The 15416-nt window shown below is 64.8% G+C and carries 17 protein-coding genes; 13 read left to right on the top strand and 4 right to left on the bottom strand.

All coding sequences use genetic code 11. The features are described 5' to 3' along the window. Window positions 1–9: 9 nt before the first annotated feature. From LFT47_RS00995 to LFT47_RS01050, 12 genes are all read left to right on the top strand, one after another. Entirely contained in the window at window positions 10–1221 is a 1212-nt protein-coding gene (locus tag LFT47_RS00995) for a Gfo/Idh/MocA family protein (RefSeq protein ID WP_236814255.1), read from the top strand. 2 nt (window positions 1222–1223) lie between these two features. Next, window positions 1224–2240, top strand: coding sequence for a LacI family DNA-binding transcriptional regulator (locus LFT47_RS01000; RefSeq protein WP_236814256.1), 1017 nt, complete (start codon window positions 1224–1226; stop codon window positions 2238–2240). A gap of 123 nt (window positions 2241–2363) precedes the next feature. After that, window positions 2364–3296: a hydroxyacid dehydrogenase gene (locus tag LFT47_RS01005; RefSeq protein ID WP_236814258.1), complete on the top strand. Its 933-nt coding sequence runs from the start codon at window positions 2364–2366 to the stop codon at window positions 3294–3296. A 91-nt stretch (window positions 3297–3387) separates the two neighbouring features. Next, a complete protein-coding gene (iolG, locus tag LFT47_RS01010) occupies window positions 3388–4419 on the top strand; it encodes an inositol 2-dehydrogenase (protein ID WP_236814260.1) in 1032 nt (343 codons plus the stop codon). A gap of 2 nt (window positions 4420–4421) precedes the next feature. Continuing rightward, on the top strand, window positions 4422–5201 hold the full coding sequence (locus LFT47_RS01015; protein ID WP_236814262.1) for an SDR family oxidoreductase: 780 nt from the start codon (window positions 4422–4424) through the stop codon (window positions 5199–5201). After that, window positions 5198–6085 (top strand): sugar phosphate isomerase/epimerase family protein, encoded by an 888-nt coding sequence (locus LFT47_RS01020; protein WP_236814264.1) that lies wholly within the window; start codon window positions 5198–5200, stop codon window positions 6083–6085. Before LFT47_RS01015 ends, LFT47_RS01020 begins: the two co-directional genes overlap by 4 nt. After that, the gene (locus tag LFT47_RS01025) at window positions 6082–7107 is read left to right on the top strand and encodes a Gfo/Idh/MocA family protein (RefSeq protein ID WP_236814266.1); all 1026 of its coding nucleotides are present in this window, start codon (window positions 6082–6084) and stop codon (window positions 7105–7107) included. Before LFT47_RS01020 ends, LFT47_RS01025 begins: the two co-directional genes overlap by 4 nt. Further along, entirely contained in the window at window positions 7107–8600 is a 1494-nt protein-coding gene (locus tag LFT47_RS01030; protein WP_236814268.1) for a CoA-acylating methylmalonate-semialdehyde dehydrogenase, read from the top strand. Before LFT47_RS01025 ends, LFT47_RS01030 begins: the two co-directional genes overlap by 1 nt. 112 nt (window positions 8601–8712) lie before the next feature. Then, window positions 8713–9171 (top strand): SRPBCC family protein, encoded by a 459-nt coding sequence (locus tag LFT47_RS01035; RefSeq protein ID WP_236814270.1) that lies wholly within the window; start codon window positions 8713–8715, stop codon window positions 9169–9171. After that, the gene (locus tag LFT47_RS01040) at window positions 9168–9710 is read left to right on the top strand and encodes a GNAT family N-acetyltransferase (protein WP_236814273.1); all 543 of its coding nucleotides are present in this window, start codon (window positions 9168–9170) and stop codon (window positions 9708–9710) included. Before LFT47_RS01035 ends, LFT47_RS01040 begins: the two co-directional genes overlap by 4 nt. Window positions 9711–9741: 31 nt before the next feature. Continuing rightward, complete coding sequence (locus tag LFT47_RS01045; RefSeq protein ID WP_236814274.1) at window positions 9742–9945, top strand: hypothetical protein; 204 nt, start codon at window positions 9742–9744, stop codon at window positions 9943–9945. A 7-nt stretch (window positions 9946–9952) separates the two neighbouring features. Next, the gene (locus LFT47_RS01050; RefSeq protein WP_236814276.1) at window positions 9953–10417 is read left to right on the top strand and encodes a Clp protease N-terminal domain-containing protein; all 465 of its coding nucleotides are present in this window, start codon (window positions 9953–9955) and stop codon (window positions 10415–10417) included. 11 nt (window positions 10418–10428) lie between these two features. Here the strand turns inward: LFT47_RS01050 and LFT47_RS01055 are convergent, their stop codons facing one another. From LFT47_RS01055 to LFT47_RS01065, 3 genes are read right to left on the bottom strand one after another with little or no spacing between them, the layout of a single operon-like run. Next, window positions 10429–10830, bottom strand: a complete 402-nt coding sequence (locus LFT47_RS01055; RefSeq protein WP_236814278.1) for a VOC family protein — start codon at window positions 10828–10830, stop codon at window positions 10429–10431. Window positions 10831–10839: 9 nt separating this feature from the next. Beyond that, window positions 10840–12207 (bottom strand): sensor histidine kinase, encoded by a 1368-nt coding sequence (locus tag LFT47_RS01060; protein WP_236814280.1) that lies wholly within the window; start codon window positions 12205–12207, stop codon window positions 10840–10842. Further along, on the bottom strand, window positions 12204–12923 hold the full coding sequence (locus LFT47_RS01065; RefSeq protein ID WP_236814281.1) for a response regulator transcription factor: 720 nt from the start codon (window positions 12921–12923) through the stop codon (window positions 12204–12206). Before LFT47_RS01065 ends, LFT47_RS01060 begins: the two co-directional genes overlap by 4 nt. A gap of 168 nt (window positions 12924–13091) precedes the next feature. Between LFT47_RS01065 and LFT47_RS01070 the strand changes: the two genes are divergently transcribed. Further along, complete coding sequence (locus tag LFT47_RS01070) at window positions 13092–13604, top strand: hypothetical protein (RefSeq protein WP_236814283.1); 513 nt, start codon at window positions 13092–13094, stop codon at window positions 13602–13604. Window positions 13605–13699: 95 nt separating this feature from the next. Here the strand turns inward: LFT47_RS01070 and LFT47_RS01075 are convergent, their stop codons facing one another. Continuing rightward, the gene (locus LFT47_RS01075) at window positions 13700–15286 is read right to left on the bottom strand and encodes an MFS transporter (protein WP_236814285.1); all 1587 of its coding nucleotides are present in this window, start codon (window positions 15284–15286) and stop codon (window positions 13700–13702) included. Window positions 15287–15416 lie beyond the last annotated feature (130 nt).

Here is a 15416-nt window from a genome sequence, read left to right on the forward strand (position 1 = left end):
GGCAATAACGTGAGCCAAGAATCCCGCACAGTCGGTGTCGGCCTTATCAGCGTCGGGTGGATGGGAAAGCTCCACTCGCGCGCCTACCAGACGGTCCCGTACGCCTACCCGGAGCTTGGTTTGACCACCAAGCTGGTCATCGCGGCGGACACGGCACCGGACCGGGTGGACTACGCCCGCGATGTCCTCGGCTTCGCGGAAGGAACCACGGACTACCACGATGTCCTGAACCACCCGGACGTGGACGTCGTTTCGATCTGCGCCCCCAACTTCCTGCATGCCGAAATCGGCATCGCAGCGGCCAAAGCCGGCAAGCATTTCTGGATCGAAAAGCCCGTTGGGCGTGGCTACGAAGAAACCGCAGCCGTGCAGGAAGCAGCCGTGGAGGCCGGCGTCGTGACCTCCATCGGCTACAACTACCGGCATGCCCCCGCGGTAGAGCACGCCAGGAAGCTCATTGCGGACGGGCGCCTCGGCCGTATCACCAATGTCCGCGCGGTGTTTTTCTCAGGGTATGCGTCGGAGCCCAACGGCGCCCTGTCCTGGCGGTTCGACCGGAAACTAGCCGGCACCGGCGTGCTGGCGGACCTGTTCAGCCACGCAACGGACCTGTGCCAATATGTAGTTGGGCCCATCGCCGAGGTAACCGCGCTCACAAGTACGGTCTACACGCAGCGACCCAAGCTGGCGATGGGGTCAGGGACGCACTTCGCGGTGATCGAAAACGGTGAAATGGGAGAGGTCGAGAATGAGGACTACGCTGCAGCGCTGGTCCGCTTCGGCCCGTCCGCCCGCGGGGCAGGCGCCGTGGGCACCATCGAATCCTCACGCGTTGCCGTTGGACCCGAATGCGGTTACCAGATCGAGGTCTACGGGACCGAAGGCTCGCTCAAATGGGACTTCGAGCGCATGAACGAACTCAAGGTCTGCCTGGGCCGCAACAACGATGAGCAGGGCTACACCACGGTCAACGCCAGCCCCCGCCACGGCGACTACGCACACTTCCAGCCGGGTCCCGGCAACAGCATGGGCTTTGACGACCTCAAGGTCATCGAGGCCAAGAAGTTCCTCGTCGCCGTCACCGGAGGAGCACAGGAAAACTCCAACATCCACGACGCCGCATCAGCCGCAGCCATTGTCAGCGCCGCGGAGGCATCCTCGCTGTCCGGTCAATGGCAGAAGATCGAGGAAATCCACGGCACCACGGCAGCGCGGGCGTAACCATGGCACCTCCATCCGCCCGGCGGCCAACGATCATGGACGTGGCCGAACGCGCCGGCGTTTCCAAGTCGTTGGTCTCACTCGTGCTGCGCGACTCACCGCGCGTCAGTGACGAACGCCGCCAGCGGGTGCTCAAGGCCGTCGAAGAGATGGGCTTCGAGTTGAACCTCGCAGCCCGGTCCCTGGCAACACGGGACAGCGGAACCATCGGTGTGCTGGTCAGCGATATGCACAACCCGTGGGCCTTTGACGTCGCCGACGCCGCACGGACCGTACTTGAAGAGGCCGGGCACACCGTCCTCTTCAGTGCGGTCACGGCGGCCGGCAGGGGAGTGGACCAGTCCATCCTCCAGGCCTTCCGGGACTTACGGGTCGCGGGCCTGCTCGTCGTCGGAACGGTGCCTGACAAGGCACCCTTCAACCGTGCTGTTTCCGGAGGGGCCGTGGTCTTTGCCGGTGGGGGACCGGATTACATCGACACGGCCGATATCGTTCGAAGCGACGATGCCCTTGGCATGTCCATGGTTGTTGAGCACTTGATCGCCCAGGGACACGAAAACATCGTGCACCTCGGCGGCCTTGGTGGTTCGGTTGGCCGGGAACGTGTGGACGGTTATTCGGCGGCAATGGAAGAGCACGGGTTGGCCCGCTATATCCGCGTGGTCGACGCCGACTTCTTCCAGGAGTCCGGCTATGTTGCCGCGCAACGGGCCTTGGGTTCGCGCTCCGAGCACCAGCGCCCCACAGCGCTGGCCTGCATCAACGACCTCGCCGCGTTTGGTGCCATGACAGCTGCCGATGAACGCGGAGTCGAAATAGCCGTCACTGGTTATGACAACATCGCGCTGGGTGCGATGCCGCGCCTGGGCCTGACCACCGTCGATCCCGACAGCTCCACCATTGGCGTCACAGGGGCCAAAACCCTCCTGGAACGCATCCATGGTGAAGGCAGCGGGTTCGTCCACCATTCCGTCACGCCCCACTTGGTCGTGCGGAAATCCAGCCTCCTCGGCCTTTAGAACACACAGGCCTCTAGACCACACAGGCCTTTAGAACACACAGGCCTCTAGAAACGCCTCCAGCAACACCGATAACAGCGCAATTTCCGGCGCAATCCCATACCCACATCTTCAAGGATGACGATGGCTTCCATAACCACACCCCAAATCTTTGTCGCTCTCGGCAGCGTAGAGCCGGACCTCGTGGAACCGCTCCTCTCCGAACACCAGCGGCTCATCCAGGACCCCACCGCCGAGGACCTGGCCAATGCCGATGCCGCGATCGTCAGGGCTGCCTACCGCGTGGACCGGGAACTGTTGGACCGCATGCCCGCCCTCAAAGTCATCGCCAGGACCGGCGTCGGAACCGACCTTGTGGACGTCGCCGAAGCCAGCCGACGCGGAATCCCGGTGGTCATCACGCCCGGAAGCAACACCGCCTCGGTGGCCGAAGGCGTGTTCGCCCACCTGCTGGCGCTCGTCAAGAAGCTCTCTCCACTGACCGCGCTGGTCCGCGAGGGACGCTGGGAGCAGCGTGCCGCCGTCGGCGTCGGAGACCTCGAGGGATTCACGCTCGGCATCATCGGTTACGGCCGCATTGGCCGCCGGGTGGCGCGTATCGCCGAGGCCTTCGAGCTGAAGGTACTGGCCTACGATCCTTTCGCCGAAATCCCCGCCGAGATCCGCTGTGACACCGTGGAGGAGCTCCTTGCAGGCAGCGACTTCGTCACCCTCCACGCGCCCCTCACACCGGAAAACCACAACCTCATCAACGCGGACCGGCTCAAGGCCATGAAGCCCGGAGCGATCCTCGTCAACTGCAGCCGCGGAGGCCTCGTCGACCTCGACGCCGCCCACGAAGCATTGCAGTCCGGCCATCTTTCCGGGCTCGGGCTGGACGTGTACGATCCCGAGCCGCCCGCCCACCACCCATTGTTCGATCTCGAAAACGTCGTCCTGACTCCGCACCTGATGGGATTCACCCGCCAAGGCATGGCCCACACGGTCAGGGATGCTGCCCAAGGCGCGGTTGACGTCCTCGCGGGCCGCGCACCCGCCGCGGTGGCAACGCCGTGACGGCTCTGAACTTGGGCGCGTCCCCGTCCACCATCCAGAACCAACCCAAGTCCGGATTTTCCCGGGCAACCCGCTAGAAAGGACCCCACACATGTCCACTGAACGCCTCCTGAAGGTCGCGCTGTTCGGTTCCGGCCGCATCGGGCAGGTCCACGCCCGGAACATTGCCGAGCACCCGGACCTGGAACTGGCATGGATCGCCGACCCATTCATTGAAGGAGCCCGCACGTTGGCGGCCGGGACCGGCGCTATCGCCGTCGAGTCAGCCGACGAGGTTTTCGCGAACGGTGACCTTGACGCCGTCGTGATCGGATCGCCCACCAGCACGCACGTGGACCTGATCTCGCGCGCCATGGCGCAAGGCGTGGCAGCCCTCTGCGAAAAGCCGATCGACCTCGACATCGAGCGGGCGCTCGCTTGCCGGGACGCGATCAAGGGCAACAACACGCCCCTCATGCTCGGGTTCAACCGGCGCTTCGATCCCCACTTCGCGGCCATCCAGTCGCGCGTCGCTGCGGGTGAAATCGGCCGCCTCGAACAGCTGACCATCATCAGCCGCGATCCCGCTCCTGCACCCGCTGCCTACATCGCCACCTCTGGCGGGATCTTCCGGGACCAGAGCATCCACGACCTGGACATGGCCCGGTTCTTCGTCCCTGACATCATCGAGGTTTCGGCCACCGGCTCTAACTTGTTCTGCGACTACATCGAGGAAGCCGGGGACTTCGACTCGGTTGTCATCACCCTCAAGGGCCGCGACGGCGAGCTGGTCACCATCACCAACTCCCGCCACAGCGCCTTCGGCCACGACCAGCGACTGGAGGCGTTCGGCAGCGAGGGGATGCTCAGCGCAGGCAACGTCACCCCGACGACGGTGCGCAAGTATGGCGCCGCGGGCACCGAAGAGTCCGATGCCTACTTGCCGTTCTTCCTGGAGCGTTACGCCGCGGCTTACCGGAACGAGTTGGACAGCTTCGCCAAGGCCATCCGCGCGGGCACCCCCTGCAGCCCGGGATTCGACGACGGCCTGCAGGCACTCGCTTTGGCCAACGCGGCCGAAGAGTCCGCCCGCTCCGGCCGCGCCGTCAGGATCGAAAATTCGGTCAAGATCGGGCAGCTGTAGCCATGCCACTTCTCCAGGACAAAGTCATCCTGATCAGCGGGGGCACGCAGGGTTTGGGCGCCGGAGTCGCGAGACGCGCGGCGGCCGAGGGTGCAGCCGGGATCGCCGTCACAGGCCGGAACGCGGACTCGGGTGAGCGGCTCGCCGCGGAAATCACGGCATCCGGCGTCGAAACCCGGTTCATCAAGACCGATCTTACCGACGTCGAACAGGCCCGGAACTCGGTGCTCGAGACGATCAACGCCTTCGGCCAACTCGACTGTGCGGTCAATGCGGCCGGCCTGACCACCCGCGGCACCATGCTGGACACGACGCCCGAACTTTTCGACGCGCACATCGCGGTGAACCTGAAATCGCCGTTCTTCATCATGGCCGAAACCATCAAGCATCTTTGTAGCAGGGGTGTGCCAGGAAGCATCGTGAACGTGATCTCCATCGCCGAACTCGGCGGGCAGCCGTACTTGGCGCCGTATGTGGCCGCCAAGGCCGGCCTGGCCGGAGCAACCCGCAACGCGGCACATGCCCACCGTTGGGACAAGATCCGCATCAACGGGCTCGACATCGGCTGGACCGCCACGGACGGCGAAGCCGAAACCCAGAAGAAATTCCACGGCGCAGGGGACGACTGGCTGGAGAAAGCCAACGCATCCGTCCCCATGGGAAAGCTCGGACAAGTGGACGAGATCGCCGAATTCATTGTCTTTCTCCTCTCCGACCGGAGCGGTGTTGTCACAGGTTCGGTCATCGACTGGGACCAGAACGTATATGGAGGATCAGATTGAGTACCATCACCAAGCGCCTTGCCGCAGCACCCATTTCCTGGGGCGTCTGTGAAGTCCCCGGATGGGGCCACCAGCTCGAGGCGGAGCGGGTCCTGTCCGAAATGACCGCGCTGGGCATCAGCGCCACCGAGTTCGGCCCCGCCGGGTTTCTCCCCGAACAGGCCGCCCAACGCGCGGAAGTGCTGAAGCGGCACAACCTCCAGGCCATCGGCGGCTTCTTCCCCGTCATCCTGCACGACCCGTCCAAGAACCCCTTGGACGTCATAGCGGCCGAGCTGGACGCATACGAAGCCGCCGGGGCTAGTGTCATGGTCCTCGCCGCGGAGACCGGCGTTGCAGGTTACGACCAGCGCCACGAGCTCGACGCCGAAGGCTGGGAACTGTTCGGCAGGAACCTTGACGCCGTGGTCAAGGCAGCCGCGGACAAGGGCATCCAGGCAGTGGTCCACCCGCACGTGGGAACCATGATCGAAAGCACCTCGGACGTGAACCGGGTCCTCAACGACACCGCCGCAAACCTGTGCCTGGACACCGGCCACCTGCTCATCGGCGGAACCGACCCCGCCCTTCTGGTTCGCGACTACGCCTCACGAATCGGCCATACCCACCTGAAGGACGTGCGCAAGGCCGTCGCGCAGCGGGTCCAGGCCGGCGAGATCTCCTATACGGACGGCGTCAAGGCAGGCATGTACGTGCCGCTGGGCCAAGGCGACGTCGGCATCGCCGGTATCGTCCGCGACCTGCTGGGCGCCGGGTACGAGGGCTGGTTCACCATGGAACAGGACACCATCCTCGAAGCCGAACCTACCGGCGACGGCCCGGTCCAGGATGTCCGCCAGTCAGTGGCCTTCCTGCGTCAACTCGAAACGGAAATCAACCGATGAGCGCGGTCCGCTGGGGAGTGCTGACCACGGCGCGGATCGCCCAAGGCAGGTTCCTGCCCGCCATGAGCCGGGCCCGGAACGCGGTGGCATCGGCCATCAGCAGCCCGAACGGAAAAGCAGCCGAAGTCGCAGAGCGCTTCGGCATCCCGGCCGCCTATTCTTCCCACGAGGAATTGCTGGCCGATCCAAGCATCGAAGCCGTCTACCTGCCCTTCCCCAATTCGCTGCACGCCGACTGGATTGTTGCGGCCGCGGAGGCTGGAAAGGACATCCTCTGCGAGAAGCCGCTCGTCGCCAACACCCACGACTATCGCCGGGTGCTCGAAGCCTGCGAACGCAACGGCGTGAACCTGATGGAAGCGTTCATGTACCGCTTCCACCCCCAGCACCAGAAGGTCCGTGAGTTCATCGACTCGGGCAAGATCGGCGACTTGGTGTCCATGCATGCCCGCTTCCACTTCGTCATGGACCGAAGCGAAGGCGAGGTCCGCCTCCAGCCGGGAATGGACGGAGGTGCACTCAACGACGTCGGATGCTACGCCGTCGACATCATGAACATGGTCATGGGCCGCGCGCCGCAAACCGTCTTCGGCAAAGGCACAAGCCGCACGGACGCGGTGGAAACCACTATGGCCGCGATCCTGGACTATGGGGACGTCCTGGGAACGCTCGACTGCGGTTTCGAGGGCCCGCGCACCAACACGTTCCAGATCATCGGTACGAAAGGCCAGATCACCCTGGACAAGGCCTTCGACCCGGATCCGGGCGAAATTGCCCGCGTTACGGTGTCCTTCCGCGACGGCCGGACTGAGTCTGTCGACATCGGGGAAGACCCGTTCAAGACCGAAATCGAACGGTTCAGCGCGTGGGTGCGCAACTCCGGACCCGAACTCGTCCAGAGGGAATTGACCGAACAGAACCTGGCTGTGCGCCTGGCGCTCCAGGAATCACTTGCCACCGGCTTGCCACGGGATGTCAATGACGTACATGCCGTGGAGCACCACCTACTACAGGAGCAGTAATGACCATCATCAACCACTTCATCAGCGGAGCCGAAGCTGCCGGTAGCGGAACGGGCACCAAGCCCGTCTACAACCCGGCCACGGGTGCCGTGACTGCCCAGCTTCGCCTGGCCGACCTGGCTGATCTCGACGCCACCGTCGCCGCCGCAAAGGAGGCCGCTGCGAGCTGGGGCGACATTTCGCTGGCCAAGCGCACTGCCGTGCTGTTCAAATTCCGTGAGCTTGTCGCCGCGCATGTGGACGAACTCGCGGCCCTGATCACCGCCGAACACGGCAAGGTCCTCAACGACGCCAAGGGCGAGATCGGCCGCGGCCTGGAGGTCATCGAGTTCGCCTGCGGCATCCCGCAGTTGCTCAAGGGCGAGTACTCGGACCAGGTCTCCACCGGCATCGACGTGTTCTCGTTCCGGGAGCCCGTCGGCGTGGTGGCGGGCATTACCCCGTTCAATTTCCCGGTGATGGTGCCGCTGTGGATGGCTCCCATGGCGATCGCCACCGGCAACGCGTTCATCCTCAAGCCTTCCCACCGCGTGCCCTCGGCCGCGATGCTGTTGGCAAAGCTGTGGAAGGACGCCGGCCTGCCCGACGGGGTGTTCCAGGTCCTGCACGGTGACCGCGATGTCATCTCCGGGCTCCTGACGCACCCGGACGTGGACGCCATTTCCTTCGTGGGCTCCACCCCTGTTGCGAAGCACATCCTTGAAGTGGCAACGGCCCACGGCAAGCGGGTCCAGGCCTTGGGCGGGGCGAAGAACCACGCGATCATCATGCCCGACGCCGACCTGGACAACGCTGCCGACCATCTGGCCGCAGCGGCCTTCGGTTCCGCCGGGCAGCGTTGCATGGCAATCTCGGTTGCGGTCGCCGTCGGCGATGCCGCCGATCTGCTGGTGAAGAAGGTCGAAGAACGCGCCCTCGACGTCAAGGTCAAGAACGGCACCGAAGCCGACGCCGACATGGGTCCTGTCATCAGTCCCGCGTCCCGGGAGTTCATCGTCAAGACGGTGACCGAGGCGGAGCAGGCCGGCGCCGCGATGGTCGTGGACGGCCGCGACCTCGTGGTCCCCGGCCACGAAGAGGGCTTCTGGGTCGGCCCCACCGTGATCGACCACGTCAAGACCGAAATGAGCGCCTACACGGAAGAAATCTTCGGCCCGGTCCTGGTCGTCCTCCGGGTCGAGGACCTCGACGAAGGCATCAAGCTGATCAATGCCAATCCCTACGGCAACGGCACGGCGATCTTCACGTCCTCCGGCGCCAGCGCCCGCAAGTTCCAGCGTTCCGTGGACGTCGGCATGATCGGCATCAACGTGCCCTTGCCGGTTCCTGTTGCCTACTACTCCTTCGGCGGCTGGAAGGCCTCCCTCTTTGGAGACAAGCACATCTACGGTCCCGAAGGCGTCTCCTTCTACACCCGAGGCAAGGTCATCACGTCCCGCTGGCCTGAGTCGACCCACGCCTCGGGAGCGTCGTACAACTTCCCGTCGAACTAACCCCCACCGGCCCAACTGACTCGCAGTTAATGTCGTTTTGAGCCCGCATAACGACAACTACTGCGGGTCAGTTGGGTCGACGGGTGTTTCGAAACAGTGGCAGGATCGAACCATGACTGTGTCGTTCACATGCCATACGCATATCGGAATGGAACCCGGGGAACTCTTCGACCTTGCCCGCAACGTCGACGCCCACGTTGGCTCGATGGCCACGTCCCGGGAGCGCGCAGTGGCCGGCGTCGTGTCCGGGCTGCTGTCGGAAGGCGACGAGGTCACCTGGCAGGCCTGGCATTTCGCTGTACCCCTGCGAATGAGCAGCCGCATCACCCGGTTTCGCTTCCCTGATTCGTTTACGGACGAGCAAGTGCGGGGTCCCTTCCGGTTCTTCCGGCACGTGCACGAGTTCCTTCCCGACGACGACGGCGGCACGCTCATGATCGATCGCGTCGAGTTCGCGGCGCCCTTCGGCGTCGTGGGCCGGCTTGCGGAGAAAGCTTTCCTGGGGCGATATCTGCGTAACCTCATCGAACGGCGCAACGAATACCTTGCCCGCAACGGTGCCGCCGCATGATCAGGACGGCCCGAGCGGACGAACTGGAACGGCTTCGCGGGATCGAATTCGCGGCCGGGGAGATCTTCCGTTCCTGCGGAATGGACGCCATCGCAGACGACGAGCCGTTGACCGTCACCGAGCTAGCTCTCTACCAGGCGCGCGGCGGTGTTTTGGTGTTTTCCGACGCGTCAGACGTGCCCGTGGCCTATCTCCTGCTTGAACGCCTCGACGGAAATGCCCACGTGGAGCAGTTGAGCGTCCACCCATCGCACGCGCGGCAAGGCCTCGGGAGCGAGCTGCTGGACGTCGCCGAAAAGTGGGCACACGCCGAGGGCTTGGAATGGCTGACCCTGACCACTTTCCGCGATGTTCCGTGGAATGCGCCCTACTATCGCAGGCTGGGTTTCGAGGAACTGGATCCGGAGATGTTGGAGGACGGACTCCGGGGCATCCTGGAATGCGAGGGCTTGGTGGGCCTCAGCCGTTGGCCGAGGATCGCCATGCGGCGGCGCGTCAGATCAATCCTCACTCAGGGGAATTCCGTCAGTCTGTATTGACACGCGCATGCTGTCAGTTCAAACTGACAGCATGAACGGTGATGAGCTGACTTCCCACATCCCTGCGACGGATCCCGCAATCGGCCTCCGCGCGGTCGGTGCCCTGCATCGCTTGGCCGAAAAAGTCGAGGCCACCAACGTGGGCCTTGCGCGGCAGCAGGGCTGGTCCTGGGAGCAAATCGGTGATGCTTTGGGCGTCTCCAAGCAGTCGGTCCACGCCAAATACGGAAAGTGAGCCTGCCATGTTTGAACGATTTGCCGGAGAAGCCAGGACGGCTGTCCATGCCGGCGCCGAGGAAGCCAAACGCCGCGGAGACCGGAGAATCGGCACGGACCATTTGCTGCTGGGATTGCTCCACGACCCCGAGAGCTGCCGTACTTTGGAGACGGACCTGGAGTCGGCCCGCGCCCAGCTCGATGCCCTCGACCAACAGGCGCTGGAAGCCGTGGGCATCACGCTGGGGGACTTCGGCCCGCTGGATGCGCCCAAGGGAAGCAGCCGAACCACCTTCACCTCGGCCGCCCGCTCAGTCATTCAAGACTCCTTGGTACTGACCACCCGGGAGGAGGCCCGCAGGATCAGCGCGCGGCACCTGCTGCTCGCCCTGCTGGAGCGGCAGGAACCAGATCCGGCCGCCGTCCTGCTCCATACCCTGGGCGTGGATACGGCGACACTCAAGGCCCGGCTCCAGAATCCGGGTGCCTAGGCGCCCGTCCCCTACCCCGCAACCAGTTCAACCTCGTAGCCGTCTGTATTCACCAAATAGGCGGCGTAGTGGTCGGCCCCGCCCGCGTGGGGATATTTGCTCTCGAACATCTCGTACCAGCCCGAGTCGGCCCCGAGCTCCCGGAGCCGGTCCACGTTCTCCCTGGTGCCAGCATGGAAGGCGAGGTGGTTGAGCCCGGGCTCTGTCCTGCGGTGCGTGCTTCCCGTGAGCGCCGTGGACTGTTCGATCACGATGTATGTTCCCCCGAGTTTCCAACTGCAGCCTTCGGGCCACTCCTGGAATCGTTCGTAGCCCATCTCGGCCAGCAGCCAGCCCCACTCTTCCTGCGCCCGGCCGATGTGAGGCACCCAAATCTCTACGTGGTGCAGCGAACCCACTGGAACATCAGCCATGCGCAGATTCTACGTTTGCCGGGAGCCGGCGGGAATGCCCGGCACCTCCACCACGAATGCCGCGCCGCCCTCGGGCGCAGAACGCACGCTGATGCGGCCACCCATCCGCTGCACGATCCTTGCGGCGATGGACAAACCCAGCCCGCTACCAACAGGCCGTTCTCCGCTGTATCTGGCAAAGAGCGCACCGCGTTCGAACGCGACGGCGGCATCCGCCTCCGTGAGGCCAGGGCCGCCGTCGCGCACTTCCACGGTGAGCCCGCTGCCGGAAGCGTATGCGGCGAGCACCACGGGAGAGCCTTCAGGTGTCACGCGCAGCGCGTTTTCCAGCAAGCCGTCCACCACTTGGCGCAGCCGTTGGCCATCGCTGCGGACCGGCAATGGCCCAAGAGGCAGTTCGAGCCGTCCCGCGACCCGGTTCTGGACGCACACCGCTTGCCAGGCCTGCCAACTCTCGCGCAGGATCAAGGATGCGTCCACGGGCTGGATTTCCACCCGGAAATCATCGGACTCGAGCCGGGCCAATTCCAGGAGATCGCGGACAAAGCGGTCGAGGCGGTTGGTTTCGGCCACGAGGGTCCGCCCCACCCCGCTCACGTCGTGTCCGCTCACCACTCCATCGGCAAGCGCCTCGGCATAGCCCCGGAGCGCGGTCAGGGGTGTCCGGATTTCATGCGAAATGGAGAGCAGGAACTCGCGTTGGCGCCCCTCGCTGGTCCGGAGCGCGGCGTCGAGGGCCGCCAGCGCTTGCGAAACCTCCACCACTTCGGCCGGGCCGCCGGGCGTCACGGCCACGGATCGTTCTCCGGCTGCGAGCCGATGGGCCGAATGTGCCGTGCGCACCAAGGGCCGGCTCAACCATTGTGCCAACAGGCCGCCGGCCACAATGGCGAACACGAGGCAGACCGCGAGGGCGATCAGCATGCGGCTCAGCAGGGGAGCGGTGGCGGCGCGGATTTCGGACACAGGCTGAGCCAGTACTACGCCACCGCCAGCCGCCAACGGCCGGGCCTCGAGGACCACGGTGTTCTGTGGACCGTTCACCGATGTGGAGACCGACTTTCCGGCGAGGACATCCGCCACTGTCTTGGCATCCACCAGCCTTGCCCCGCCGCCTGTCACGCGGCCGTCGGTGCTGATTTGCGCCAGCCTCGCGCCGTGCGTGAGCAGGTCTGCGCGCAGGTCCTGCAGGCTTCCAATGCTTGACTGCTTGCTGAGGGAATCGGCCTCGACCGCGAGATACTTCTTGGCTTCGTCCACCGCTGTGGCGTTGACCAGTTGCGCCGCCAGGAGGCCGGCAAGCACGACGGCGACAGTCGCGACGGCGGCGATCACCGCCGTCGTGCGCCCGGCCAGTGTGCCGAACCAGCGCCTCACGTTGCTTCCCCGGCGGCGGGGCGGGGGCCGGATGTTGCCGGAGCTGCGGCCGAATAGCCGACGCCACGGCTCGTGGCGATGGGGGAGTGTCCGCCGAGCTTGGCGCGGAGCTGCGCGATGTGCACATCCACTGTCCGCCCGGCGGCATAACTGGCCTGCCCCCACACGGCGGACAGGAGTTGCTCGCGGGAAAAGACCCGGCCGGGTTGGGCCATGAGGTACGCGAGGAGGTCGAATTCGGTGGCGGTCAGCGTGAGTTCCTCGGCGCCGGCGCGTGCGGTCCTGTTCAGCGGATCCAGTTCGACGCTGCCCAGCACCAGTGGTTTGGACCGCGGGGCGCCTTCGGTCCGGCGCAGGACCGCCTTGACCCGGGCGACCAGTTCGGAGGGCGAAAACGGCTTGGTGAGATAGTCGTCCGCGCCCAATTCCAAGCCAAGGACGCGGTCCACTTCCTCATCGCGGGCCGTGACGAACAGCACCGGAGTCCAGTCCTCCGCCTGCCGCAGTTGCCTGCAGAGCTCGATCCCGTCCATGCCGGGCAGCCCGACATCGAGGATCACCGCGACCGGCTTGAGCCGCTTGATCTGTGCCAGCGCGGAAATCCCGTCCCGCTCAACATGTACGCCGAAACCTGCGCGCCCCAGATATAGGCGCTGGATATCGGCAATTGCCTGTTCATCCTCGGCAATCAACACCAATCCTCGGCTGTCCTCCATGCGTCCATTCAACAGTAAGGACGGACTGCTTGGAGCGTCGTTGTCAGCCGGCGGGGACGGTTTTACATTCCTCGAACATTGGCCGAACAGTCAATTCATGCGGCCGGAGCAGAGTGAAGTGCAGAGCGCCGGCGGATCGACCACCGGCCGGAACAAAGGACACGGACCATGAAGAACACCACCCCGAGCTCCAGTACCCCAGCCCCGGGCCGCAAACACACCAAGGCCCGCACCGCCGTCGTCGGGGTCCTGGCAGCAGGACTCCTGCTTGGCGGCGGCGTGATCGCCGCCAACGCAGCTACCCCAAGCGGCACAAGCCCGACGGCGGCAGCCACCTCCCAGCCCACTGCGACGGCTGCCGCTGCCGCCAAAACGGCCCTGACGCGGCACCCGCTGGCGGTTGGCCTGCGGTTCTTCGTGAACGGTGACAGCAGCAAGCCGAACTACGGCCAACGCGCCGCGAAGATCGCCACCTTCATCCTGGACAAGCGCCCGAAGCTGGCCGCAAAGCTTCCAGCCGCGTTGCAGGCGGACCTGAAGGCGCTGAAGGAAGCGGCGGACGGAGACCGGGTTGCGAAAGCCACCCACATCAGGGACACCGCGCTGAACGGCGGCTACGGGCCGAAGATCCAGGCGCAGGCAAAGCGGATGCAGGAGCAGAAAGCCGACCGCAAGGCTTAAACGACGGCAAGGCTGGTTATTTGTGGCGATCCCGCTACAAATAACCAGCCTTGTTCTGCCGACGCGGGCCGCCCGCAGCCCGCGTCCGCCGGTGCCTAGGCCGGGACGTGCTCCCGGTCCGGCTCCGCTGCTACGAGGGTGCCGTCGTCGAACGGCATTTCGTCCAGGTCGATTAACGGGTTGGTGTCCTGGGTGGCCACCAGCTCGCGAGCCTCTGCCTGGGTGTCCACACTCGGCATGGAGCCCGGGAGCGGACGTTGGGCGGATTCGCGCAGGAAATAGATGGCGATAGCGCCGACCACGGACGTGCCCATGAGGTAATACGCGGGCATCATGTCGTTGCCGGTGCCTTGGATCAAGGCGGCGACAATGAACGGCGTGGTGCCGCCGAAGATCGCTACGGAGAAGTTGTAGGCGATGCCCATTCCCCCGTAGCGGCTCGAGGTCGGGAACAGTGCCGGCAGCGCAGAGGCGAGGTTTGCCACATAGAACGTGACCGGGAAGGCGATCAGGGCCAGGCCGGCTAGGGTGGACCAGATATCGCCGATGCCGATCAGCAGGAAAGCCGGAATGGCGAATACAACGGTACTGATGGCACCGATCCACAGGACGGGCCGGCGGCCGATCCGGTCGGAGAGCTTGCCCGTCAGCGGGATGCAGACTGCCATGACGACCAACACAGGGATGGTCAGCAGCGTGCCGTGAACGGGGTCGTAGCCCTTGGACTCGGTCAGGTACGTGGGCATGTAGGAGGTCAGCATGTAGCCCACCGTGTTTGCGGCGGCGGCAAGGATCATGGCGAGGATGATCTGGCGCCAGTAAGCCTTCACGATGCCGATGGGGCCCTTGGCTACCGCGGCATCGCCCGCTGCGGCGTCCGCCGCGAGGGCTTCCTGGGCATCCAAAGTGGCTTGGAACTGGGGTGATTCCTCGATCTTGCTACGGAAGTACACGGCGATGACGCCAAGGGGACCCGCGAGGAGGAACGGCAGCCGCCAGCCCCAGTCCTCCATGGCCGATTGGCCGATGGTGAGCTGCAGGATGGAAACGAGGGCCGCACCCAGGGCGAAGCCGATGTACGAGCCCATATCGAGGAAGCTCGCAAAGAAGCCGCGGCGCTTGTCCGGAGCGTATTCGCTCACGAACGTCGTGGCGCCGGCGTACTCGCCGCCGGTCGAGAAACCCTGGACGAGTTTCAGGATGACAAGCAGCACGGCTGCCCAGATGCCGATTTGTGCGTATCCGGGCAGGAGTCCGACGGCGAAGGTGCTTGCCGCCATGAGCAGGAGTGTTGTGGCGAGCACCTTCTGGCGGCCCACCTTGTCACCCAGCCAGCCGAAGACGACGCCGCCAAGCGGCCGTGCCACGAAGGTTGCGGCGAAGGTTCCCAGCAGGAACAGGGTCTGCACGGCCTTGTCGGCCTCGGGCAGGAAGACAGGCCCCATTGTGGTGATGAGGTAGCCGAACACGCCGACGTCGTACCACTCCATGGTGTTACCGACGATCGTGCCGCCAAGTGCTTTTTTCAGCATGGGCTGGTCAACGACGTTGACGTCGGATACCTTGAGTCGACGGCGCGTTGGAAGTTTCAATCTTGAGGCACCGCGTGGTGCTGTCTTACTCGTTGCAGCGGCGTTCCTAGCGCCTGCTGAAGAGTCGGTAATGCTTCGGTCTGTGGGCATTTGTGTTTCTCCTAGGGAGATCATTTGCTTGCGACATACAGCTGCTCCGCTCTGGGCAGGGTTTCAATTTTACGCGAGATTCGTCGAATCTGAGAGCCGGAGTCCCAATTCCGGGGCTATTCCGGCCCGC

The organism is Arthrobacter sp. FW306-2-2C-D06B (assembly GCF_021789175.1).
In the GTDB taxonomy this organism is placed as follows: domain Bacteria; phylum Actinomycetota; class Actinomycetes; order Actinomycetales; family Micrococcaceae; genus Arthrobacter.